This window comes from Parapedobacter koreensis (assembly GCF_900109365.1).
In the GTDB taxonomy this organism is placed as follows: Bacteria; Bacteroidota; Bacteroidia; order Sphingobacteriales; family Sphingobacteriaceae; genus Parapedobacter; species Parapedobacter koreensis.
This window is the reverse complement of sequence record NZ_FNZR01000004.1, coordinates 244,711-261,638: the sequence shown is the minus strand read 5'-3', so window position 1 is coordinate 261,638 and position 16,928 is coordinate 244,711. Positions and strand designations below refer to the sequence as shown.

General features: G+C 44.2%; 20 protein-coding genes. 12 read left to right on the top strand and 8 right to left on the bottom strand.

Annotation, left to right across the window (positions count from 1 at the left end):
- Positions 1–147: 147 nt before the first annotated feature.
- The 8 genes from BMW65_RS12495 (at position 148) to BMW65_RS24865 (ending at position 8,743) form a co-directional block, all read left to right on the top strand.
- A complete protein-coding gene (locus BMW65_RS12495) occupies positions 148–2,184 on the top strand; it encodes a TonB-dependent receptor plug domain-containing protein (protein ID WP_177181109.1) in 2,037 nt (678 codons plus the stop codon).
- A 35-nt stretch (positions 2,185–2,219) separates the two neighbouring features.
- A complete protein-coding gene (locus BMW65_RS12490) occupies positions 2,220–2,807 on the top strand; it encodes an HmuY family protein (protein ID WP_090605825.1) in 588 nt (195 codons plus the stop codon).
- 35 nt (positions 2,808–2,842) lie between these two features.
- The gene (locus BMW65_RS12485; protein WP_090605823.1) at positions 2,843–4,462 is read left to right on the top strand and encodes a hypothetical protein; all 1,620 of its coding nucleotides are present in this window, start codon (positions 2,843–2,845) and stop codon (positions 4,460–4,462) included.
- A 147-nt stretch (positions 4,463–4,609) separates the two neighbouring features.
- Entirely contained in the window at positions 4,610–5,476 is an 867-nt protein-coding gene (locus BMW65_RS12480; RefSeq protein ID WP_090605821.1) for a heme/hemin ABC transporter substrate-binding protein, read from the top strand.
- The gene (locus tag BMW65_RS12475; RefSeq protein ID WP_245747629.1) at positions 5,473–6,540 is read left to right on the top strand and encodes a FecCD family ABC transporter permease; all 1,068 of its coding nucleotides are present in this window, start codon (positions 5,473–5,475) and stop codon (positions 6,538–6,540) included. The genes BMW65_RS12480 and BMW65_RS12475 overlap by 4 nt, the downstream gene beginning before the upstream one ends.
- Before the next feature lie 133 nt (positions 6,541–6,673).
- Positions 6,674–7,465: a heme ABC transporter ATP-binding protein gene (locus BMW65_RS12470; protein WP_090605817.1), complete on the top strand. Its 792-nt coding sequence runs from the start codon at positions 6,674–6,676 to the stop codon at positions 7,463–7,465.
- Between the two features lie 12 nt (positions 7,466–7,477).
- The gene (locus BMW65_RS12465; protein WP_090605815.1) at positions 7,478–8,503 is read left to right on the top strand and encodes a hemin-degrading factor; all 1,026 of its coding nucleotides are present in this window, start codon (positions 7,478–7,480) and stop codon (positions 8,501–8,503) included.
- Between the two features lie 69 nt (positions 8,504–8,572).
- The gene (locus BMW65_RS24865) at positions 8,573–8,743 is read left to right on the top strand and encodes a glyoxalase superfamily protein (protein ID WP_394332219.1); all 171 of its coding nucleotides are present in this window, start codon (positions 8,573–8,575) and stop codon (positions 8,741–8,743) included.
- A 234-nt stretch (positions 8,744–8,977) separates the two neighbouring features.
- On the opposite strand, the gene BMW65_RS12455 is transcribed toward BMW65_RS24865, so the two are convergent.
- From BMW65_RS12455 to BMW65_RS12440, 4 genes are all read right to left on the bottom strand, one after another.
- Positions 8,978–10,333: a M23 family metallopeptidase gene (locus BMW65_RS12455; protein WP_090605814.1), complete on the bottom strand. Its 1,356-nt coding sequence runs from the start codon at positions 10,331–10,333 to the stop codon at positions 8,978–8,980.
- A 166-nt stretch (positions 10,334–10,499) separates the two neighbouring features.
- Complete coding sequence (locus BMW65_RS12450; RefSeq protein ID WP_218145399.1) at positions 10,500–11,651, bottom strand: aldose epimerase family protein; 1,152 nt, start codon at positions 11,649–11,651, stop codon at positions 10,500–10,502.
- A 77-nt stretch (positions 11,652–11,728) separates the two neighbouring features.
- Positions 11,729–12,052 carry a nuclear transport factor 2 family protein gene (locus tag BMW65_RS12445; protein ID WP_090605811.1) on the bottom strand — a complete coding sequence of 108 codons (324 nt, stop codon included), beginning with the start codon at positions 12,050–12,052 and terminating at the stop codon, positions 11,729–11,731.
- Positions 12,053–12,082: 30 nt separating this feature from the next.
- Positions 12,083–12,877 carry an SDR family oxidoreductase gene (locus BMW65_RS12440; protein ID WP_090605809.1) on the bottom strand — a complete coding sequence of 265 codons (795 nt, stop codon included), beginning with the start codon at positions 12,875–12,877 and terminating at the stop codon, positions 12,083–12,085.
- A gap of 126 nt (positions 12,878–13,003) precedes the next feature.
- On the opposite strand from BMW65_RS12440, the gene BMW65_RS12435 reads away from it, so the two are divergent.
- Complete coding sequence (locus BMW65_RS12435) at positions 13,004–13,369, top strand: winged helix-turn-helix transcriptional regulator (protein ID WP_090605808.1); 366 nt, start codon at positions 13,004–13,006, stop codon at positions 13,367–13,369.
- Here BMW65_RS12435 and BMW65_RS24445 read toward each other — a convergent pair.
- A complete protein-coding gene (locus BMW65_RS24445) occupies positions 13,338–13,529 on the bottom strand; it encodes a helix-turn-helix domain-containing protein (protein WP_218145398.1) in 192 nt (63 codons plus the stop codon). The two genes, BMW65_RS12435 and BMW65_RS24445, sit on opposite strands and share 32 nt — an antisense overlap.
- A 101-nt stretch (positions 13,530–13,630) precedes the next feature.
- On the opposite strand from BMW65_RS24445, the gene BMW65_RS24180 reads away from it, so the two are divergent.
- A complete protein-coding gene (locus tag BMW65_RS24180) occupies positions 13,631–13,852 on the top strand; it encodes an MDR/zinc-dependent alcohol dehydrogenase-like family protein (protein WP_177181093.1) in 222 nt (73 codons plus the stop codon).
- Here BMW65_RS24180 and BMW65_RS12425 read toward each other — a convergent pair whose 3' ends face one another.
- Entirely contained in the window at positions 13,853–14,197 is a 345-nt protein-coding gene (locus BMW65_RS12425) for a winged helix-turn-helix transcriptional regulator (RefSeq protein ID WP_090606019.1), read from the bottom strand.
- A 133-nt stretch (positions 14,198–14,330) separates the two neighbouring features.
- On the opposite strand from BMW65_RS12425, the gene BMW65_RS12420 reads away from it, so the two are divergent.
- Entirely contained in the window at positions 14,331–15,188 is an 858-nt protein-coding gene (locus BMW65_RS12420) for a pirin family protein (protein ID WP_090605806.1), read from the top strand.
- Between the two features lie 98 nt (positions 15,189–15,286).
- Positions 15,287–15,910: a DUF2652 domain-containing protein gene (locus BMW65_RS12415; protein ID WP_090605804.1), complete on the top strand. Its 624-nt coding sequence runs from the start codon at positions 15,287–15,289 to the stop codon at positions 15,908–15,910.
- Positions 15,911–15,920: 10 nt separating this feature from the next.
- On the opposite strand, the gene BMW65_RS12410 is transcribed toward BMW65_RS12415, so the two are convergent.
- Positions 15,921–16,145 carry a helix-turn-helix domain-containing protein gene (locus BMW65_RS12410; RefSeq protein WP_262497324.1) on the bottom strand — a complete coding sequence of 75 codons (225 nt, stop codon included), beginning with the start codon at positions 16,143–16,145 and terminating at the stop codon, positions 15,921–15,923.
- Between the two features lie 116 nt (positions 16,146–16,261).
- On the bottom strand, positions 16,262–16,921 hold the full coding sequence (locus BMW65_RS12405) for an NAD-dependent epimerase/dehydratase family protein (protein ID WP_090605803.1): 660 nt from the start codon (positions 16,919–16,921) through the stop codon (positions 16,262–16,264).
- Positions 16,922–16,928: the final 7 nt, after the last annotated feature.

Here is a 16,928-nt window from a genome sequence, read left to right as displayed (position 1 = left end):
AAAAAAGATACAAAGATTAATTAAAATATTATTTGTAATTGGTCTTAATAACATCTAAGTTTGCCTTGTTATTTAAAAATGATCTAAATAATGAATAATGAACTGAACCTTATTTGTTGCATACTGCTATTATCAACATCATCCTTGATGGCGCAAGAAACTGTTAATATTCCAACGGATACGCTTAAACAAAACCCGCTGGAGGAAGTGGTTGTAACCGCCACTCGTACAGATAAAAAAATTGAAGAGCTTCCTATACCTATCACTACGGTTTCATCACGCGAAATTCAAAATAGGGGTATCGTGAGGCTTAATGAAATCCTAGCTGAGCAAACGGGCCTCGCACTGGTTGGAGATCATGGAACGGGTGTACAGATGCAGGGATTCGATGCACAGTATACCATGATATTAATTGATGGTGAGCCTGTGATTGGGCGTACCTCGGGGACACTGGAGCTTTCCCGTATCACCATGGGTAATATCGATCGCATCGAAATTGTCAAAGGGCCTTCTTCTTCTTTGTATGGCAGTGAGGCTATGGCTGGCGTGATTAATATCATCACGAAAACACCACCATCGGGTGTGTCAGCGGGGGTAGCTACGCGCTATGGGACAAACCAGTCCGCAGACATTAGTATTGATGGAGCCTATCGGGCAGACAAATTTACATTCTCGGGCTTTCTGAACCGATTCAGTAATGAAGGGTATAGTCTTGTGCCTGAATCCGGCTTTCAAACGGTAGCTCCATTTGCTGCCTATACCGCTACCGCGAAGGCAGGGTACAAAATTTCCAATCAAACCGATCTGAATGTTTCCTTCCGTTATTACGACAACACGCAGGATGATCGTTATGGAATAGAAAACCGGATTGTATCAGGCAAGGGCCTTCAACGCGATTTCAGTATATTCCCCAGCGTGACACATCGATTCTCAGACGCTAATACTTCCATGTTACGTTTCTACAGAGCCACTTACAATACGGAATCTTCTATTAGCTACGAAGACACCAAAGAGTTATATGATGAGACATATTTTGACCAGGCCTTCAGCAGAGGCGAATTTCAACACGATTATCGAGTTTTTCCAAATTTAGTCTTCACCGGTGGTGTTGGTTACCAATATGAAACTGTGGAGGCCACACGGTATGATGAAAAAAAAAGCTTTAACTCAGGATATGGCTACATCCAGGCCGATTGGAAATTTTTCGAGCGCTTCAACATTATTGCAGGGGGCCGCTATGATATGCACAACGTTTACAAGTCGCAATTCAGTCCTAAATTGGCAGCAAGCTATAAACTGAATAACAATATCACTTTCCTCGCTTCAGTAAGCCGGGGATATAAAGCGCCTGATTTTAGGCAGCTCTATTTGAACTTTACCAATGCTGTTGCGGGTTACAGCGTATTTGGTTATGAAGATCTTAAAGAAAACCTTCAGCGCCTCCAAAACGAAGGGCAAATCCGAGAAATACTGATAGATCCGGCCAGTTTATCCAAGCTTAATGCCGAAAGCTCTTGGGCATACAACATTGGTATTCGTATGCAGCCAATAGACAAAATGACCGCTAACATCAATGTATTCCGTAACGACGTGGATAACCTTATCTCCACGGCCAGTATTGCTATAAAAGCCAATGGTCAGTCGGTATTTTCCTATTTTAATCGTAACCAAGTATTCACTCAAGGAGCGGAAGCTGACCTCACCTACCTGCTGTCTAACACATTGGAAGTTGGTGGAGGGCTTCAATACCTTGAAGCCAAAGACGTTGATGAATGGAATATGGTCAAGGAAGGCCGTGCTTATACACGCGACCTCGAAACAGGACGGACTATAGCCGTAAAAAAAAGCGAATACGGCGGCTTGCTTAACCGCTCTAAGTATATGGCCAACGCAAGGGTATCCTACTATGAGACGTATACGGGGATCCGTTTATCTTTCCGATGGAACTATAGAGGAAGATATGGTATCCGTGATACAGATGGCAACGGCATTGTCAACCTCGAAAATGAATATGTAAAAGGATACTCGCTATTCAATGGCTCGTTGTCTAAATCACTGCTCAATAACAAGCTCCGCTTACAATTTACGGCAGATAATATACTCAATTTTACCGATAAAGCGTATATCAGCTACTTACCTGGCAGACTGCTATATGGAGGAATTTCGTACAGTTTTAACAAATAGTTCTTTTATCATTATAATTCAAATTATCAATAACCATGAAAACAAAATTTAACACATCAAAATTTTTAGCTATTGTTTTTATTGCAGGAGCTATCACGTTATCATCATGCAGTAATGACGATGAAGACAATAATGTAGTACCGGAACTGGAAGTAAAAACCGTCGAAGACTTAGACGGATCCCAAGGCCCAGTGTTCTTCAGCTTGTCAACCGGAACCGCAGTACAGGAATCTGCAACTACATGGGATATTAAGTTTAACAGTAGCAACTTTTCATTTGGAAACGGTGCTGAGGGACAAGTAATTGAAGGTATATTTGAAAACTATGTTGTAGCCCCTGCATCTGGTTATTCTGCAGATGACCTTGCGGGGATTGGAAGCCTTTATACTTATACAGGCCAAGCAGCAAGCGGAGCACAACATGCCGTCTTACCGACTCCGGGCCGCATATTGGTAGTAAAGACACATGACAATAAATACGCAAAGATAGAATTGATTAGTTATTATGTGGGAAATCCAGACACCAACTCAGAGGCATTTATCAATCTGGAAACCCGGCCGCAAAGTAGAGTATATACATTCAACTATGTTGTACAACCAGATGGGTCAACGAATTTGAAATAGTAGTATATTTTTCTATCAGCTTAACTTATTAAAACATGAACAAATTAACGCTTTTTTTCTTTGCCATAACACTATATGTGTTTGCATCATCATGCTCAAAGGAAAATATATCTGGGATTGATAACAACAACCAAACAGATGTGGATTTAAATTCTGACTATTATGCTAATACTCTTTTTGGAAAAGCATTAGCAAAAGCTCTGAACAATAAGGAAATAAGAGAAATTATAAAGGAAGAGTCTCTCAAAAAGTTTGACAAAGATCACGACGTGTTAGTTCAGAAAATTAAAGATTACAAATTGTCAACCAACGAAGCTTTTCTAGATGCCATAGCTGATTATTCTGAGGTGTCTAAAACAGATTTTATAGATGCAATAAATAATTCCCCTCTGTTAACTGTATTTGTCCCTACTCTATCGAAATTTAGTCCAGAAAATTGGGATACAGACACACAAACACCTATTGTAAGCATAAGAGTGGAATCAGATATTCTTAAAAACGCTCCCCTGTTAGCTTTTAATCAAACTGACAAAGAGATTCTTCTTTCTTATACAAAAGAGCCCGATATTCCAGTTATTGTCATAAAAAACAACGAAAGAATTCAATTGAATGACAATAAGCAAATAGTCGAAGAGCGAAGTGATTTAGAAAACGAGAGTCTAATGCTTCAAATATCTGATGGTAAATTGTCTTTTCTTTCAAAAGGATTTATTAATAACGATGAGGAACCTAGGGAGGAATATAGTGCCAACTCAAATTTAGACTTGCAATCGGCAATTTATGTGTCTGCTAATAATAATTCACCAACGGTAAATCCAGGAGTATTCCCAGGTTTGCCACCAAGTATGTATAACCTAAAATTAATGGCACATTATTTAAGATATCAAAACACCTATGAAAGAGATTTCATTTATTACGATATAAAACAAGATACGGATACAGGCAAATTTAACAACAGTTATTCCGAGGCGATTTGTGGTTTCTACATTAATAATCCAAATACAGAAACCTATTTAGCTCAACATAATAGCGATTGGACTGAAGGTAATCTTGAAATTTTTATAACTACCATCTTTATTAATAAGAATGGAGTTGGCTCAACATTAAGGCAAGGTTTTACTTGCAATAAAACCGATTTATTTTTCATAAAGAATGGACAAAAACACACCTTGTTTTACCGTATTCCACCCATTGAGATTACTCCATGGAGATTACAAGATTATGGAGATACTTGGAAATTTTCTATTGAAGAGTATAACCCAGGTACTACAAAAAAAATTACGACAGACATCACTTCCCATTATTCTAATAACGTAAAAGTAGATATTGGAATACCTGAAATAGACGGATTGAAAATAACTGCTGGCTATGGATCCGGAGGCTATACAACATCACATACCGTCATAGAATTAACGACAACCATTAATTCAGCGCCATTAGGAGAGGCCCTATTATCTTTTTATGATCCTATTGTTGTTGGTGGCAGAGCATTTATTACATCTAATCCTTGGGCGGATTGGGTTTGGGACCCTCCGTATTACCAATTAAGAGGGTCAAATACTGGAATGATATCATTATTAGTAACTCCAATCAAACGGGGAGGATATTCTGTCACTGATCCAGCACAAGGATGGAATATTATTAATAGTTACTAAGTGCGTCTGTTTTTTATCGAAATATTGTTATTGACACTTCTATTTATTAGCAATTTCGCAAAATTAAAGCTAATTAAATGCAGCTCTAATCGGGCTGCATTTAGTACTTAAAAACGAGTAGTTCAATACAATCCGTATATTTACAATATGAATAAGAACATCCTTTTTACAAGTCTTTCCGTTGTGTTGGTGGTTGCTTTCAGCTCCTGCAATGTATCCACCACGCAACAGGACGGCGTATCCGACTCGACGAAAATCGTATCCACCAACGGTACCTTATCGGAAATCCTGGTGGCTCTCGGCTTTGAAGGCAACATTGTGGGCGTGGACGTGGCCAGTACTTATCCTGCCAGCCTACAGCAAAAACCAAAAATCGGGCACAACCGTGATATCTCCGCAGAAGGTGTGCTTGCCTTGGGTGCCGACCTGGTGGTGGGCGTCACCGACATGGTGAAGCCGGAAGTGGCAGAGCAAATCCGTGCCACAGGCACCACCCTGCAACTTTTTGACCATGAATATTCGGTGGACGGCGCTAAGCAACTCATCCGATCTGTGGCTGATAGTCTTGGACAGACCACCAAAGGCGATTCGCTCCTCGCAGCGTTGGATATGGATTTGGCTACAGCCGACTCCATTACAACCCAATCGTCCAGCAAACCTAAAGTATTGTTTATTTACGCCCGGGGAACGGGAACCATGATGGTATCCGGCCAGGGTACGCAATTGGATGAAATGATTAAACTTGCCGGTGGCGAAAATGCCATTCAGGGATTTACGGACTTCAAGCCATTGACGGCAGAGGCCCTGGTGGCTGCCAATCCTGACGTCATCCTCTTGTTTGACAGCGGGCTTTCTAGTCTCGGAGGCATCGATGGATTGCTACAGGTGCAGGGCATTAGCCAGACCAATGCAGGCAAAAACCGTAAAGTAGTCGAAATGGATGGCCAATTCCTCACGGGTTTTGGCCCGCGCTTGGGAAAGGCCATTGTAGAATTAGCCGAGAAGATACATTGAACAAGTCGGGAGCCGTGAAAAGTTATAGCCTCCTTCTCACTTTGCTTTTTGTGGTGTTGATAGCAGCCTGTGTATTGTCTGTATGTGTAGGCGCGGTAAAAATAAGCGCTTCGGAACTATGGTCTATCATCACCAATCGGATTGGTGTGAGCAGCCATAGTGGTTTTACTCCGCAACAAGAAGCCGTATTGCTCAATATCCGTCTGCCACGTGTCCTTTTGGGGGTGTTGGTCGGAAGTACGCTGGCCATTGCCGGGGCTTCCTTGCAGGGGCTTTTCCGCAACCCTTTGGCAGAGCCGGGGCTTATCGGCATTTCCTCAGGTGCATCGCTCTTTGCGGTGATGATGATTGTGCTGGAGCACCGTTTTTTCAGCTTCATGACCTCGGCGTTCGGCTACCATGCGTTGGCCATCGCAGCGTTCATTGGTGCTTGTACCACCACATTTTTCGTATACCGTTTGGCGGTTGGCAATGGAAAAGCCGATATCACCACGCTCCTTCTCGCAGGCATCGCCATCAACGCATTGGCTGGTTCATTCACCGGGTTGCTCACCTACATGTCCACGGATGAGCAATTGCGCAACATCACTTTCTGGACACTGGGCAGTTTGGGTGGCGCCAGTTGGAAGACAGTCACCGGCATCCTGCCCTTCGTATTGATATCGCTCGTGACCTTGCCGTTTTTCAGTAAATCGCTGAATGCATTGGCCCTGGGTGAATCCCAGGCTGGGCACATGGGCATCAACGTGGGCTTGCTCAAAAAACTAGCCATCGTCATGGCCACACTGGGCGTGGGCGCTTCGGTGGCCGTATCGGGTATGATTGGATTTGTGGGGCTGGTCATTCCGCACATCTTGCGGATGGCTTTTTCGGCAGACCATCGTTTGGTCGTGCCGGGTGCTGCTTTACTGGGTGCCACGGTACTGGTATTAGCGGATGTCATTGCACGTACGATTTTCGCACCGGCCGAATTGCCTATCGGCATACTTACAGCCATTATCGGCTCACCGGTATTTATTTACATCATCTTGGCAGAGCGGCGAAGGCGGGGCATCGGCAGGTAACAAATTGCAGATTTTCAATGCACAATTATCGATATGTCATTGAAATTATTAATTTTAACTTGATTTTAGTAAGATTGAAGCACGGTCTGAGCAAAGTGTTTAGCATCGTCTAAAAAGACCAACGTCCCAAACAATGATTGAAGTCAACAATATTCATTATTCAGCGGGTTCGGCAAAATTGATTGACGGCATCAGCTTTAATGTGCAGCCTGGCGAATTATTGGCCATTATCGGCGCAAACGGTGCAGGTAAGAGTACATTACTCAAACTTCTATGCAGGGAGATACAAGCTTCAACAGGCAGCATTTCCATCCGTGACCAGCCAATCGGAGCCTACAAATTGGAAAATTTGGCAAAATTCCGTTCGGTTTTGGCGCAAAGTAACACGCTGTCCATATCTTTTAAAGTACATGAGCTGGTCATGATGGGCAGGTACCCCCATTTTGATAATCAGCCGAAGGACAACGATATCCGGATCGTCAAGGCCGTTATGGATGAAACCGGTATCAGCGAATTTGCCAACCGCGACTATAATACACTTTCCGGCGGTGAACAGCAGCGGGTGCAATTGGCCCGTGTAATCGCACAAATCTATGATCAACCCCAGGGCTTGCTCTTTCTCGATGAGCCCACGAATGGGTTGGATTTGCTTTATCAGCAACAAATCTTAGTGTTGGCGCGAAGCTTGGCCAACCGCGGATACTGCGTGGTAAGCATCTTGCATGACATTAATTTTGCATCACGGTATGCAGACAACATATTAATACTAAAAAAGGGGAAACGAATCGCATTCGGCCGTCCGCGAGAAGTAATTACCCAGGAAAACATCTATCAAGCATTCAATATCCAGGTGCGGCTACTCAACGACGACGCGTTCAATTGCCCTTTGGTTATCCCCGCTATGATGGTATCAGAACAAGTATAAATACAAAATAACATGGAAAATACAACCGTTTCACTTAAGGAACAATATCAATCGTTCAAAACAGAAAATCCCAAAGTACGCATCCGCGATGCGGCAAGGCAACTGGGTGTCTCTGAAGCCGATTTAGTCGCTACGGGTGACCACAATATCTCGCTTAAACCCGAGTTTGAGGATATCCTCAAAGAAATCAGTTCGTTGGGCCACGTGATGGCGCTTACACGTAATGACCATGCTGTACATGAGCGCAAGGGTGTCTACACCAAGGCAACGTTCAACGGACATATCGGTCTTGTAGTCAATCCCGATATCGACCTCCGATTGTTCATGAATGCCTGGCATTTTGGTTTTGCCGTACAAGAAGGTGACCGACAAAGTCTCCAGTTCTTTGATAAGGATGGCGAGGCAGTGCATAAAATCTACCTCACTGAGCAAAGTGACATGCAGGCTTATGAAGTATTGATTGAAAAATATAGAGCTCCTATTCAAAACGGGACACTACAAACTACCCCTATTGATAAATCGATAGTGGAAAGTCCTGACAATGATGTCGAGGCGGCTGGATTCCGCCAAGCCTGGCTCGACCTTAAAGACACCCACAATTTCTTTGGACTGTTGCGTGATTTCGGCGTGGCGCGCCGCCAAGCGATGCGTTTAGCGCCTGAAGGGCATGCAATACAAATCACCATACCTTCCCTAAAGCGCATCTTGGAAGGTGTGTCCGAACGTGACTTGGAAATCATGGTGTTTATTGGCAGTCGTGGCTGTATCCAAATCCATACCGGAAAGGTGAAAAAATTGCTGCAAACCGGCCCATGGTTTAATGTGTTGGATCCAGCGTTCAATATGCACCTGCGTGAGGACGGTATTGAAAGTGTATGGCTTGTCAGAAAGCCGACGGAAGATGGCATTGTCACCAGCCTTGAGGCATTTGATATGGATGGCAACGTCATCGTTCAATTTTTTGGCAAACGCAAACCTCGTATCCCTGAACGCGAAGATTGGCGGCAGGTCATTGCTGACTACGCTGTCATCCAATAACACAAAACGACAAGCTGGAAGTGATGCTCCCGCATCCTTCCAGCTTCGTAGTGCTATCTTGATACTTCAATGAAAGCTATTCCCATCCTCCGGATTTTCGACCACGACAAAGCCGTTGAGTTTTATATTGATTGGCTCGGGTTCCAAGTTAACTGGGGTACCGTTTTGGGGATAATTTCCCTTACCATGACTGTCAGAGATCCGTTCGGAAACAGGTTGCTATTCAGCCAGAAAAAATAATTTCCTCTTCTTTTTTTTAAAATATAATCCTAAAAATCAACAACTTAAACATTGTTATGGATTTTATTTATAATCTTTCTAAATAATTTATATCTTTGAGGCATAGGACGAACGTTAACCAAGGTCTATATATGGTTTGTTTTATATAGTTGTTTAGTTTAGTTAGTAGAAACCCCGCTGATGTGAATCACCGGGGTTTTATTTTTATAAGAAAAGCAGGTTTCTTTATTTCTATTAAAGCATCTGGGCCGAAAAGCCCGTTAAGATGCGATCACTATTTTCAGTGGTCTCAAATAGACGTTCCATTGTAAAAGCAAGTGCGCTATAAACTTGCAGGCTGCTTTGTTTTTCAAACCCTACCGAGGCTAAGGTCTGTTGTTGCATGTTGAGGATTCTATCGAATGCTACACGATAGTTTTCATTGATGGGTTCAGATGGAGGAAACACCTGCGCAAGGGCGTCCACCTGCTTACCATTTTTCCAAAACCGGTAACATACATGCGGTCCGGTTGCAAGGCCTGTACTTCCTACATAACCGATCACCTCTCCCTGCGCAACCCGTTGCCCCCTTCTTACTGCTCGTTTGCTCATGTGCAAGTATTGAGTGGTGTAAACATTATCATGCTGGATTTTGACATAGTTGCCATTGCCCCCATTGAATGCTGACTCTGTAACCACGCCGGCAGCCGTGGCTACTATGGGGGTGCCATGCGGTGCGGCAAAGTCAGTTCCCAAATGGGCTTTCCATCGGCGTTGCACAGGATGGAACCTACGCATAGTAAAACGGGAAGATATGCGGCTATATTTCAGTGGTGCCTTGAGGAATGTCCTGCGAAGGCTTTTCCCATTTTCATCATAGTAAGCGCCCGGTTTACCGTCATTTGCCTCAAAATAATAAGCTTGGTATTCTTTTCCATTGTGGCCGAATATAGCGGATTGTATTCTACCTGGGCCGATTGGAACTCCATCGATATAGTTGCGTTCGTATATCAGCTTAAACCAGTCTCCTTTATTAATGCGATAAAAATTAACCGCCCATCCGTATATTTCAGCAAGTTGGATCGCTAAATCAGGACTGGCCCCATTTGCTTCCAGCGTTTGGTACAATGAGCTTTCGATAACGCCAGCCACCGATTCAATCTTGGTGTCTACGGCCTTTTGTTCTTTATACACAGCAATGCTATCCCGCAAGTCATAGACGACATAATCGATTGCATTGGGTTGGTAAATAAAGTAAGCGGCTCTACCCGCTGTATCCTTGAATACCGTATAGTCATGCCCCACCGCAATCTTCCTTACATCGAATATCGATTTTGACTTATCGGCAAGGATTGAAATGCTTGGCAAGTCAATTTGATAGCGTTGGAGAATATCAGAAAGGAACTCGTTACGGCCTACAGGCTTTGTCTCGATGGCATACCCATCGACTGCCAATCCATAAAGAAGTTCGGGAACAGCGTCAGCTTCGGTCTCAACGGTTGATGATACATGTGCAGGCGTAGCCTCAAAAGAAGAAAGGAAAATGAAACTGGCACCCAATGCAACCACAACAAGCACAACAAGTGCAAGCACATTCTTTTTTAAAATCATTTTTTAGTACAGGTAGTTAGAATCTCCAAAGTTGATTCAGTGTTTATTTAAGTTTATGGCGACTAAAACAACGTCACCAGCGCTCCATTACACACATTAAACGCAAATAAAACGATTTTATTGAATAACCACCCATTTTTTAACATTTTTTTACATTTGAAGCCGTTCAATTTCCATTTTCTGCAAGAAATCGGTAGGTGCATATGCTTTTATAGGTTGCTCCTGGTTCCAGCACCGTGGAAGGCCATTCGGGTTTATTTGGTGAGTCAGGAAAATGCTGCGTTTCAAGGCAAACTGCGGCTTGCTTATGGTATGGTATCCGGCTTTTTCCTACCCGAGAACCATCCAGCATATTGCCTGTATACACTTGGATCCCGGGTTCATTGGTATATACCTCCAGCGTGATACCACTCCGGGGTGAATAAAGACGGGCGGCCAGTTCGTTGATATTCCCTCCGCTGTTCAATACAAAATTATGGTCTATGCCTTTAGCGATCTGCAATTGAGCATGCGTGCTATCGCGGGCCATGCCATCACCGATAGGGATGGCTTTGGTAAAGTCAAAAGGTGTACCGGTCACGGGCAACACCTCTCCGGTGGTGATCAATGTCGTGTCAAGCGGCGTGTATTGGCTTGCATTTACATAAAGCACATCGTCCAGTATGTTATTGCCGGGATCACCGGAAAGGTTAAAAAAACTATGGTTGGTGACATTGATGACGGTCTTTTCCGTTGTCTGCACTTCATAACTGATAACCAGTTCATTTGACGGATTAATAGCGTACGACACGTCTACACGCACTTCACCGGGAAATCCTCCTTCTCCATCGGGTGACACGTAGGAAAGCACCAGCGTGCTATCGTTCGGCTGCTGGGCATCAAAGACTTTGTATTGCCATCCTTCGTATCCCCCATGAATGGTATGTACTCCACTATTGGCCGCCAACTGAATCGTATCCCCATCAAACAAAAAACGTCCTTTATCAATACGGTTGGCATAGCGTCCCACCGTTGCACCAAAAGATGATGGCTGGGCCGTGTATTCATCGATGTGATCAAAGCCCAATACCACATCGCGAAATTCGCCAGCTGTATCAGGTACCATCAAAGACACAATGCGCCCACCGTAATTCGTGATGCAGACCTCCATGCCCCTTGAATTGCCCAGGGTAAACAAGTCAGTCGAATCGCCATCAACGATTGTCTGAAAGTTTCGTCTATCCAGTCCGGACTTAGTTATTTGAGACCCGGGTTGAGGCCCGTTACAAGCCGCCAGCATTCCCACGAATAAAAGGGGTAGTATATTTCTAATGGACATATTGCACACGTCGTTTAAGATTTACAATGACTTGTAAAATTACAAATATGTTCCATATAACGAAGGTTTACAACATATCAACCCGTTATCTTCAAAGATTGGATTAGTCCGTCTTTTAATTCAACGTGATAACGCAACACAGCAGGACTTCCGTCGAATGTCCCTGAAACACGGGCGGTGAGTATACGGATTGCCCCTGTTTCTTCAAGGTCGATAGGTTGCATGACCGTGTTGTATTTTTCGTTCGCTTTTTCAATCCACTGCTGGATTTCGGATTTTCCTGTATAGCTATGGCCTTCATCATGTACCACGGCATCTTCTGTGAAACAATTCGCATAGGCAACACTGTCAAAGTTGTCCTGCGCTTTTACTAAATCGGCTATTGCTTTTGGTAAATTCATTATTTTCTTATTTAAGATTAGCGATCAAATTTAAATTGTCGGAACTGTCCCTCCATCTATTATGTATTCGGTTCCGGTGAGGTAACCTGCTCGTGGAGAAACCAAGAAACCCACCAATTCGGCGACTTCCTCGGGTTTGGCAGGCCTGCCATAAGGTATGCCACCCAAGGCATCCATGATACTTTGGGTAGCTTGCTCCACGGTCATGCTGGCACTTTCAGCGATCCGCTGTGCCATCCGTTTTGCGGACGTTGTAAAAATCCATCCAGGCGAAACGGTCAACACGCGGACGCCTTTGGGCGAGACCTCATTGGACAAACTTTTGCTATAATTGATCAATCCTGCTTTGGCAGCAGCATAAGGTAGCGTGGAATCATACAAAGGTAATTTACCTTGGATGGAGGCAATGTGGATGATCACGCCGCTGCCTCGTTCGATCATTTGAGGCAAAAAACCCCTATCCAAACGGACAGGCGCCAACAGGTTTGCCTGTATGGTGGAGACCCAGTCTTCGTCGGTCAATACAGCAAAACCACCGCCCGGCGTTTCAGAGCTACCCAGGTTGTTTACCAAAATATCAAGCCTGCTATAATCGGCCAACACTGTTTCCACCACACGTTGGGTGCCTTCTGCCCTGCTCAGATCGGCTGCGACGAAGTGTAAACCGGGATTCGATTCTTCAGGTTTGTTCCTTGCTGTAATGATGACGGTTGCACCCGCCTGCAAGAGTCGCTTTGCAATGGCTTGTCCCGTTCCTTTCGTGCCACCCGTTACCAGTGCGACTTTTCCCGACAATTCGTTATTGAACATAAATTCCTGTTCCATTTTCCATTTCTTTTTGTACAAAAATCGGTTGTATGGGCAGTATACACAAGTACGGAAAACCGAATCGAATAGGGATAACTTTTTCTCCTATTGCCCAGATCGGGGCAATGGGTTATATTTGTACTAATGTATGAACGGAAGATACCATTGAATTTGAATTGCGGGCTTGACTTGATTGGGGAAGTCCTATATGGTAAGTGGAAAATCCGGTTGTTATGGTTTATTAACCAAGGGCATCTACGCCCGAGCGAATTGCAGCGCAAAATACCCGATGCATCCCGGCGGGTATTGAATGTGCAGCTAAAGGAATTGGAAGGACACGGGTTGATCTCAAAAAAAATCTATCCCGTGGTTCCGCCAAAAGTGGAATATCGCCTTACCGAATTCGGGGAAACCCTTATTCCCGTCATTTCCGCCCTAGGGCAATGGGGCGATGACCATGAAGAATACCTGCGTTCCGTTATTCTGAAACAGTCAGCAATGACTTCCTGAAGGCCTTGGGGCTGATGCCCTTCTGCTGTTTGAAAAACTTATTGAGATGGCTTTCATCCGTAAAGCCCAGTTCTGCTACGATTTCATTGACCCGTTTGTCGCTATATTTGAGACAATGCTCTACTAAGCTCAACCGGTAATTGATGATGTAAGATTGCATCGTCTCGCCACAATGTTTCTTGAAATACCGCCCAGGTAATGTCCTGAGATGCCGAAATGCTTACTGATAGCTTCCGCCCGTATTTTCTCTGGCTCATAAATATGATGTTGGATATAATGCAGGATTTCCACAATTTTCTCTTCAGAGCTGTCATCGATTTTTTCGGTAAAAGCCATCAGACATGGAAGTCCTTGCGAGGCTCTTGGAGCAAGGTGCCATCAAACCCCATTTCTCAACTATATGGATTCAATGAAATGAAGGCAGCCCACCTTCAACAGGAAACCGGGCGTACTGTAGGCAAAATTGTGGTAACACTTGACTAACTACTTGCCGAGTACGACTTTCCGGTGCAGATCCCCCCATGCTTTGAGTTCGCCTATCAGTTTATGAAGCGATTGACCATGTGCCGTAAGATCATATTCGACAATGGGCGGAAAGGCATCGTGCACGGTTCGTTTTACCAGTTGATTGCATTCTAAATCTTTCAACTCCTTAGAGAGCATCTTATCGGTTATCCCCCCTACTTCCCGTGAAATCTCCCTGAATCGTTTGGCCCCAAACGATAATGCAATGATCACCTGCAATTTCCATTTTCCACCCAGCACCTCCAACGCGTCCTTGACCGGAAGAATCGCCGACGCACACTCACTATGCTCTAGTTTATCCATCTTTGTTTTTTCTATGAAATTTGCCATTTATAAACCACTTTACAAAAGCATAGTACTTTATAAAAGTATAGTACTATAAAACAGATAGCAAATATACCTAAATTTGTATCAATAATTAAAAACAAAATCGGATATGATACAACGGAAAATATCAAAAATAGAAACCCGTCATTTAAGGCAGGGATTCTTAGGTCCCGGACACCTTGCCGCGGCGGTGATTGATGGCAATGACTTTGCGCAAACCGATCCATTCGTACTGCTGATGGACGATCGGTTGGATTTGCCTGGTGGTCCCCCGGTTGGTGGCCCTCATCCGCATGCCGGATTCGAAACGGTGACCTTGGTATTGGAAGGTTCGGAAACTGGCTGGCAAACGGGAACTTTTGAGTTAATGACGGCTGGCAAAGGAATCATCCATACGGAAGAAATTACCACCGAAACAAAAATGCGAATATTGCAACTTTGGTTAATCTTGCCTCCTGAAAAGCGATGGGCAGAACCATTCTTCCAAGACATCAAGCTTGAGCAGGTGCCCACTCAAAAAACAGAAAACAGTGAGATAAGAGTTTACAGCGGGAACAGCAATGGGCTCTCTTCACCCATCAAGAACCAGACGCCGGTGACCATTGTCGATTTCACATTAGGGAAAAACTTCGGGGTTTCCCAGCAGCTTCCCGCTTCCTACAACGGATTTATCTATATCATCGAAGGTACGGTATGGATAGGTGCCGAGAAGGTCGAAAAAGATCAGGTAGCCTGGTTTGGCAAAACTGATCAAAAAGGAAATAGCGAAATAGCCTTTAATGCGGGAGAACAAGGTGCCCGCTTTGTACTTTATGCAGGCGAACCTCAACATGCGCCTATTGTGAGCCACGGGCCTTTCATTGGCGATACTAAGGAGGATATTGTCCGGCTGTACCACGAGTACAATCGCGGCAGAATTGGGCATGTGAAGGACTTACCCGCGACTCAGGTATTAAGGCACACCTAAGGGGTTGCACCGCTGATTTGGATACAAAAATCCGCATTTGGGATATATTGCTCAGCCGATAAAATTGGAATTTTGCTACGTTCTAAAAAATTACAACTATGGAAGAAAACAAAAAGGGAATTGTCTTCATACCGGATATCAGTGGTTACTCCCTGTTTGTCAAACAGACCGATAACCAGGCCGGTGCCGAAATTATTGCCCATCTGCTGGATGCCGTTATCCAGTCGAATTACTTGTCTTTCAAGATATCCGAAATAGAAGGGGATGCCATTTTATTTTACCGTTACGGCAGTACATTCCCCATAAAAACAATATTAAAGCAGTATGAAGCCATGCTGAATGCTTTCAAGACCGAAGTTAACCGGTTAGCAATACATTATCCGCTGGTACGAAAACTTTCCTTGAAAGTAGTCGTACACTACGGTGCTATCGAAGCATTTTCACTGAAGGGATTTTATAAATTGTATGGAAATACGGTGATGGAAGCCCACCGTCTGTTGAAAAACAACCTGGGCATGGACACCTATGCCTTGATTACGGACACTTATCTCGACAACGAAAAGTTGAGTGGAAATACGGACAGTTATATCAATGACTTGGGTCAAAATGGCAAGATCTGTGAGCTATTCAATGATATTGGCAAAATATGCTATAGTTTTTTCCCATTTGCTTCCGATTCCAATTATGCCAGTGCCGATGAGTTCGCTCTCGCGGAAACATAGCCGCGCTTTTTTAATCCGCCAGCTTAGATGGAGACACGCCATATTGCTTTTTGAATGCAAATGAGAAATGAGAAAGATCTTCAAACCCTATTTCGAGGTAGACATCGGATGGTGCACGGCCCATCTCTTTAATCAGGTAGTGTGCTTCCTGCAATCGCCTGTGCTGCAGCCACCTGTGAGGTTCCATTTTATCGCCATATTCCGTGCTGAGGGTCCTCGGTGTAGCTTGGTCCAGATAAATCGAAATCGTTTCGAAAACTCCCCTATCACGATCGGGCTGCTTGAACGCTCAAAGTGGTTTGTTCAACCGCTCAGCAGTGAAGTACTGATGGTATTCATCCTCCTGTAGGATTATGCAGATTTTGCCAGTTCCTTGATGTCTTTAACGGTAATAATTGTTTTCGGGAAATCCCTGTCCACCAGCTGAATCATCGCCAACGCCACTTCTTGCAACGTGCTCACGCCACTGGGAATGATGGCTTTCAGCAAGGGATACATCCAACTGATGTATTTATACAGCGGCAAGAGATGTACCTGTCCTTCGGTTGCTTTCATAAACGCCGGCCGGAAATTGTATACCCTTCTGAATGGCATGGATGCCAGCGTATTTTCTGTTTTTCCCTTTACCCGTGCCCACATGCTTCTTCCCTTTTCGGTACTGTCTGTCCCCGCGCCGCTGACATATGTGAATACGGCAGCGGGACTTTGAGCCAATACAACGTTTGCAAAATGGACGGTCGTATCGAATGTAATGCGGGTATAATCCGCTTCTTTGAGCCCGACACTGCTGATACCCGCGCAGAAGAAACAGGCATCATAACCCTTGAAATGCGCATCATCGGGCTTTAACTTCAGAAAATCGGACACGATGAACTCTTTCAATTTGGCATGCGTCCTGCCACATGGTCTACGGCTAACGCTTAGCACATCGGTCACCAGCGGATTAGCAAGGCATTCCAAGAGCACGCCTTCACCTACCATTCCCGTCGTTCCTGTAAGAATAATTTTCATGGGTTGT

Excerpts from the sequence above, each read along its gene's own strand:
- BMW65_RS12495 (WP_177181109.1), top strand. The coding sequence starts at position 148 with ATGGCGCAAGAAACTGTTAATATTCCAACGGATACGCTTAAACAAAAC.
- BMW65_RS12490 (WP_090605825.1), top strand. The coding sequence starts at position 2,220 with ATGAAAACAAAATTTAACACATCAAAATTTTTAGCTATTGTTTTTATT.
- BMW65_RS12485 (WP_090605823.1), top strand. The coding sequence starts at position 2,843 with ATGAACAAATTAACGCTTTTTTTCTTTGCCATAACACTATATGTGTTT.
- BMW65_RS12480 (WP_090605821.1), top strand. The coding sequence starts at position 4,610 with ATGAATAAGAACATCCTTTTTACAAGTCTTTCCGTTGTGTTGGTGGTT.
- BMW65_RS12470 (WP_090605817.1), top strand. The coding sequence starts at position 6,674 with ATGATTGAAGTCAACAATATTCATTATTCAGCGGGTTCGGCAAAATTG.
- BMW65_RS12465 (WP_090605815.1), top strand. The coding sequence starts at position 7,478 with ATGGAAAATACAACCGTTTCACTTAAGGAACAATATCAATCGTTCAAA.
- BMW65_RS24865 (WP_394332219.1), top strand. The coding sequence starts at position 8,573 with ATGAAAGCTATTCCCATCCTCCGGATTTTCGACCACGACAAAGCCGTT.
- BMW65_RS12455 (WP_090605814.1), bottom strand. The coding sequence starts at position 10,333 with ATGATTTTAAAAAAGAATGTGCTTGCACTTGTTGTGCTTGTTGTGGTT.
- BMW65_RS12450 (WP_218145399.1), bottom strand. The coding sequence starts at position 11,651 with ATGTCCATTAGAAATATACTACCCCTTTTATTCGTGGGAATGCTGGCG.
- BMW65_RS12445 (WP_090605811.1), bottom strand. The coding sequence starts at position 12,052 with ATGAATTTACCAAAAGCAATAGCCGATTTAGTAAAAGCGCAGGACAAC.
- BMW65_RS12440 (WP_090605809.1), bottom strand. The coding sequence starts at position 12,877 with ATGGAACAGGAATTTATGTTCAATAACGAATTGTCGGGAAAAGTCGCA.
- BMW65_RS12435 (WP_090605808.1), top strand. The coding sequence starts at position 13,004 with ATGTATGAACGGAAGATACCATTGAATTTGAATTGCGGGCTTGACTTG.
- BMW65_RS24445 (WP_218145398.1), bottom strand. The coding sequence starts at position 13,529 with ATGCAATCTTACATCATCAATTACCGGTTGAGCTTAGTAGAGCATTGT.
- BMW65_RS24180 (WP_177181093.1), top strand. The coding sequence starts at position 13,631 with ATGATGTTGGATATAATGCAGGATTTCCACAATTTTCTCTTCAGAGCT.
- BMW65_RS12425 (WP_090606019.1), bottom strand. The coding sequence starts at position 14,197 with ATGGATAAACTAGAGCATAGTGAGTGTGCGTCGGCGATTCTTCCGGTC.
- BMW65_RS12420 (WP_090605806.1), top strand. The coding sequence starts at position 14,331 with ATGATACAACGGAAAATATCAAAAATAGAAACCCGTCATTTAAGGCAG.
- BMW65_RS12415 (WP_090605804.1), top strand. The coding sequence starts at position 15,287 with ATGGAAGAAAACAAAAAGGGAATTGTCTTCATACCGGATATCAGTGGT.
- BMW65_RS12405 (WP_090605803.1), bottom strand. The coding sequence starts at position 16,921 with ATGAAAATTATTCTTACAGGAACGACGGGAATGGTAGGTGAAGGCGTG.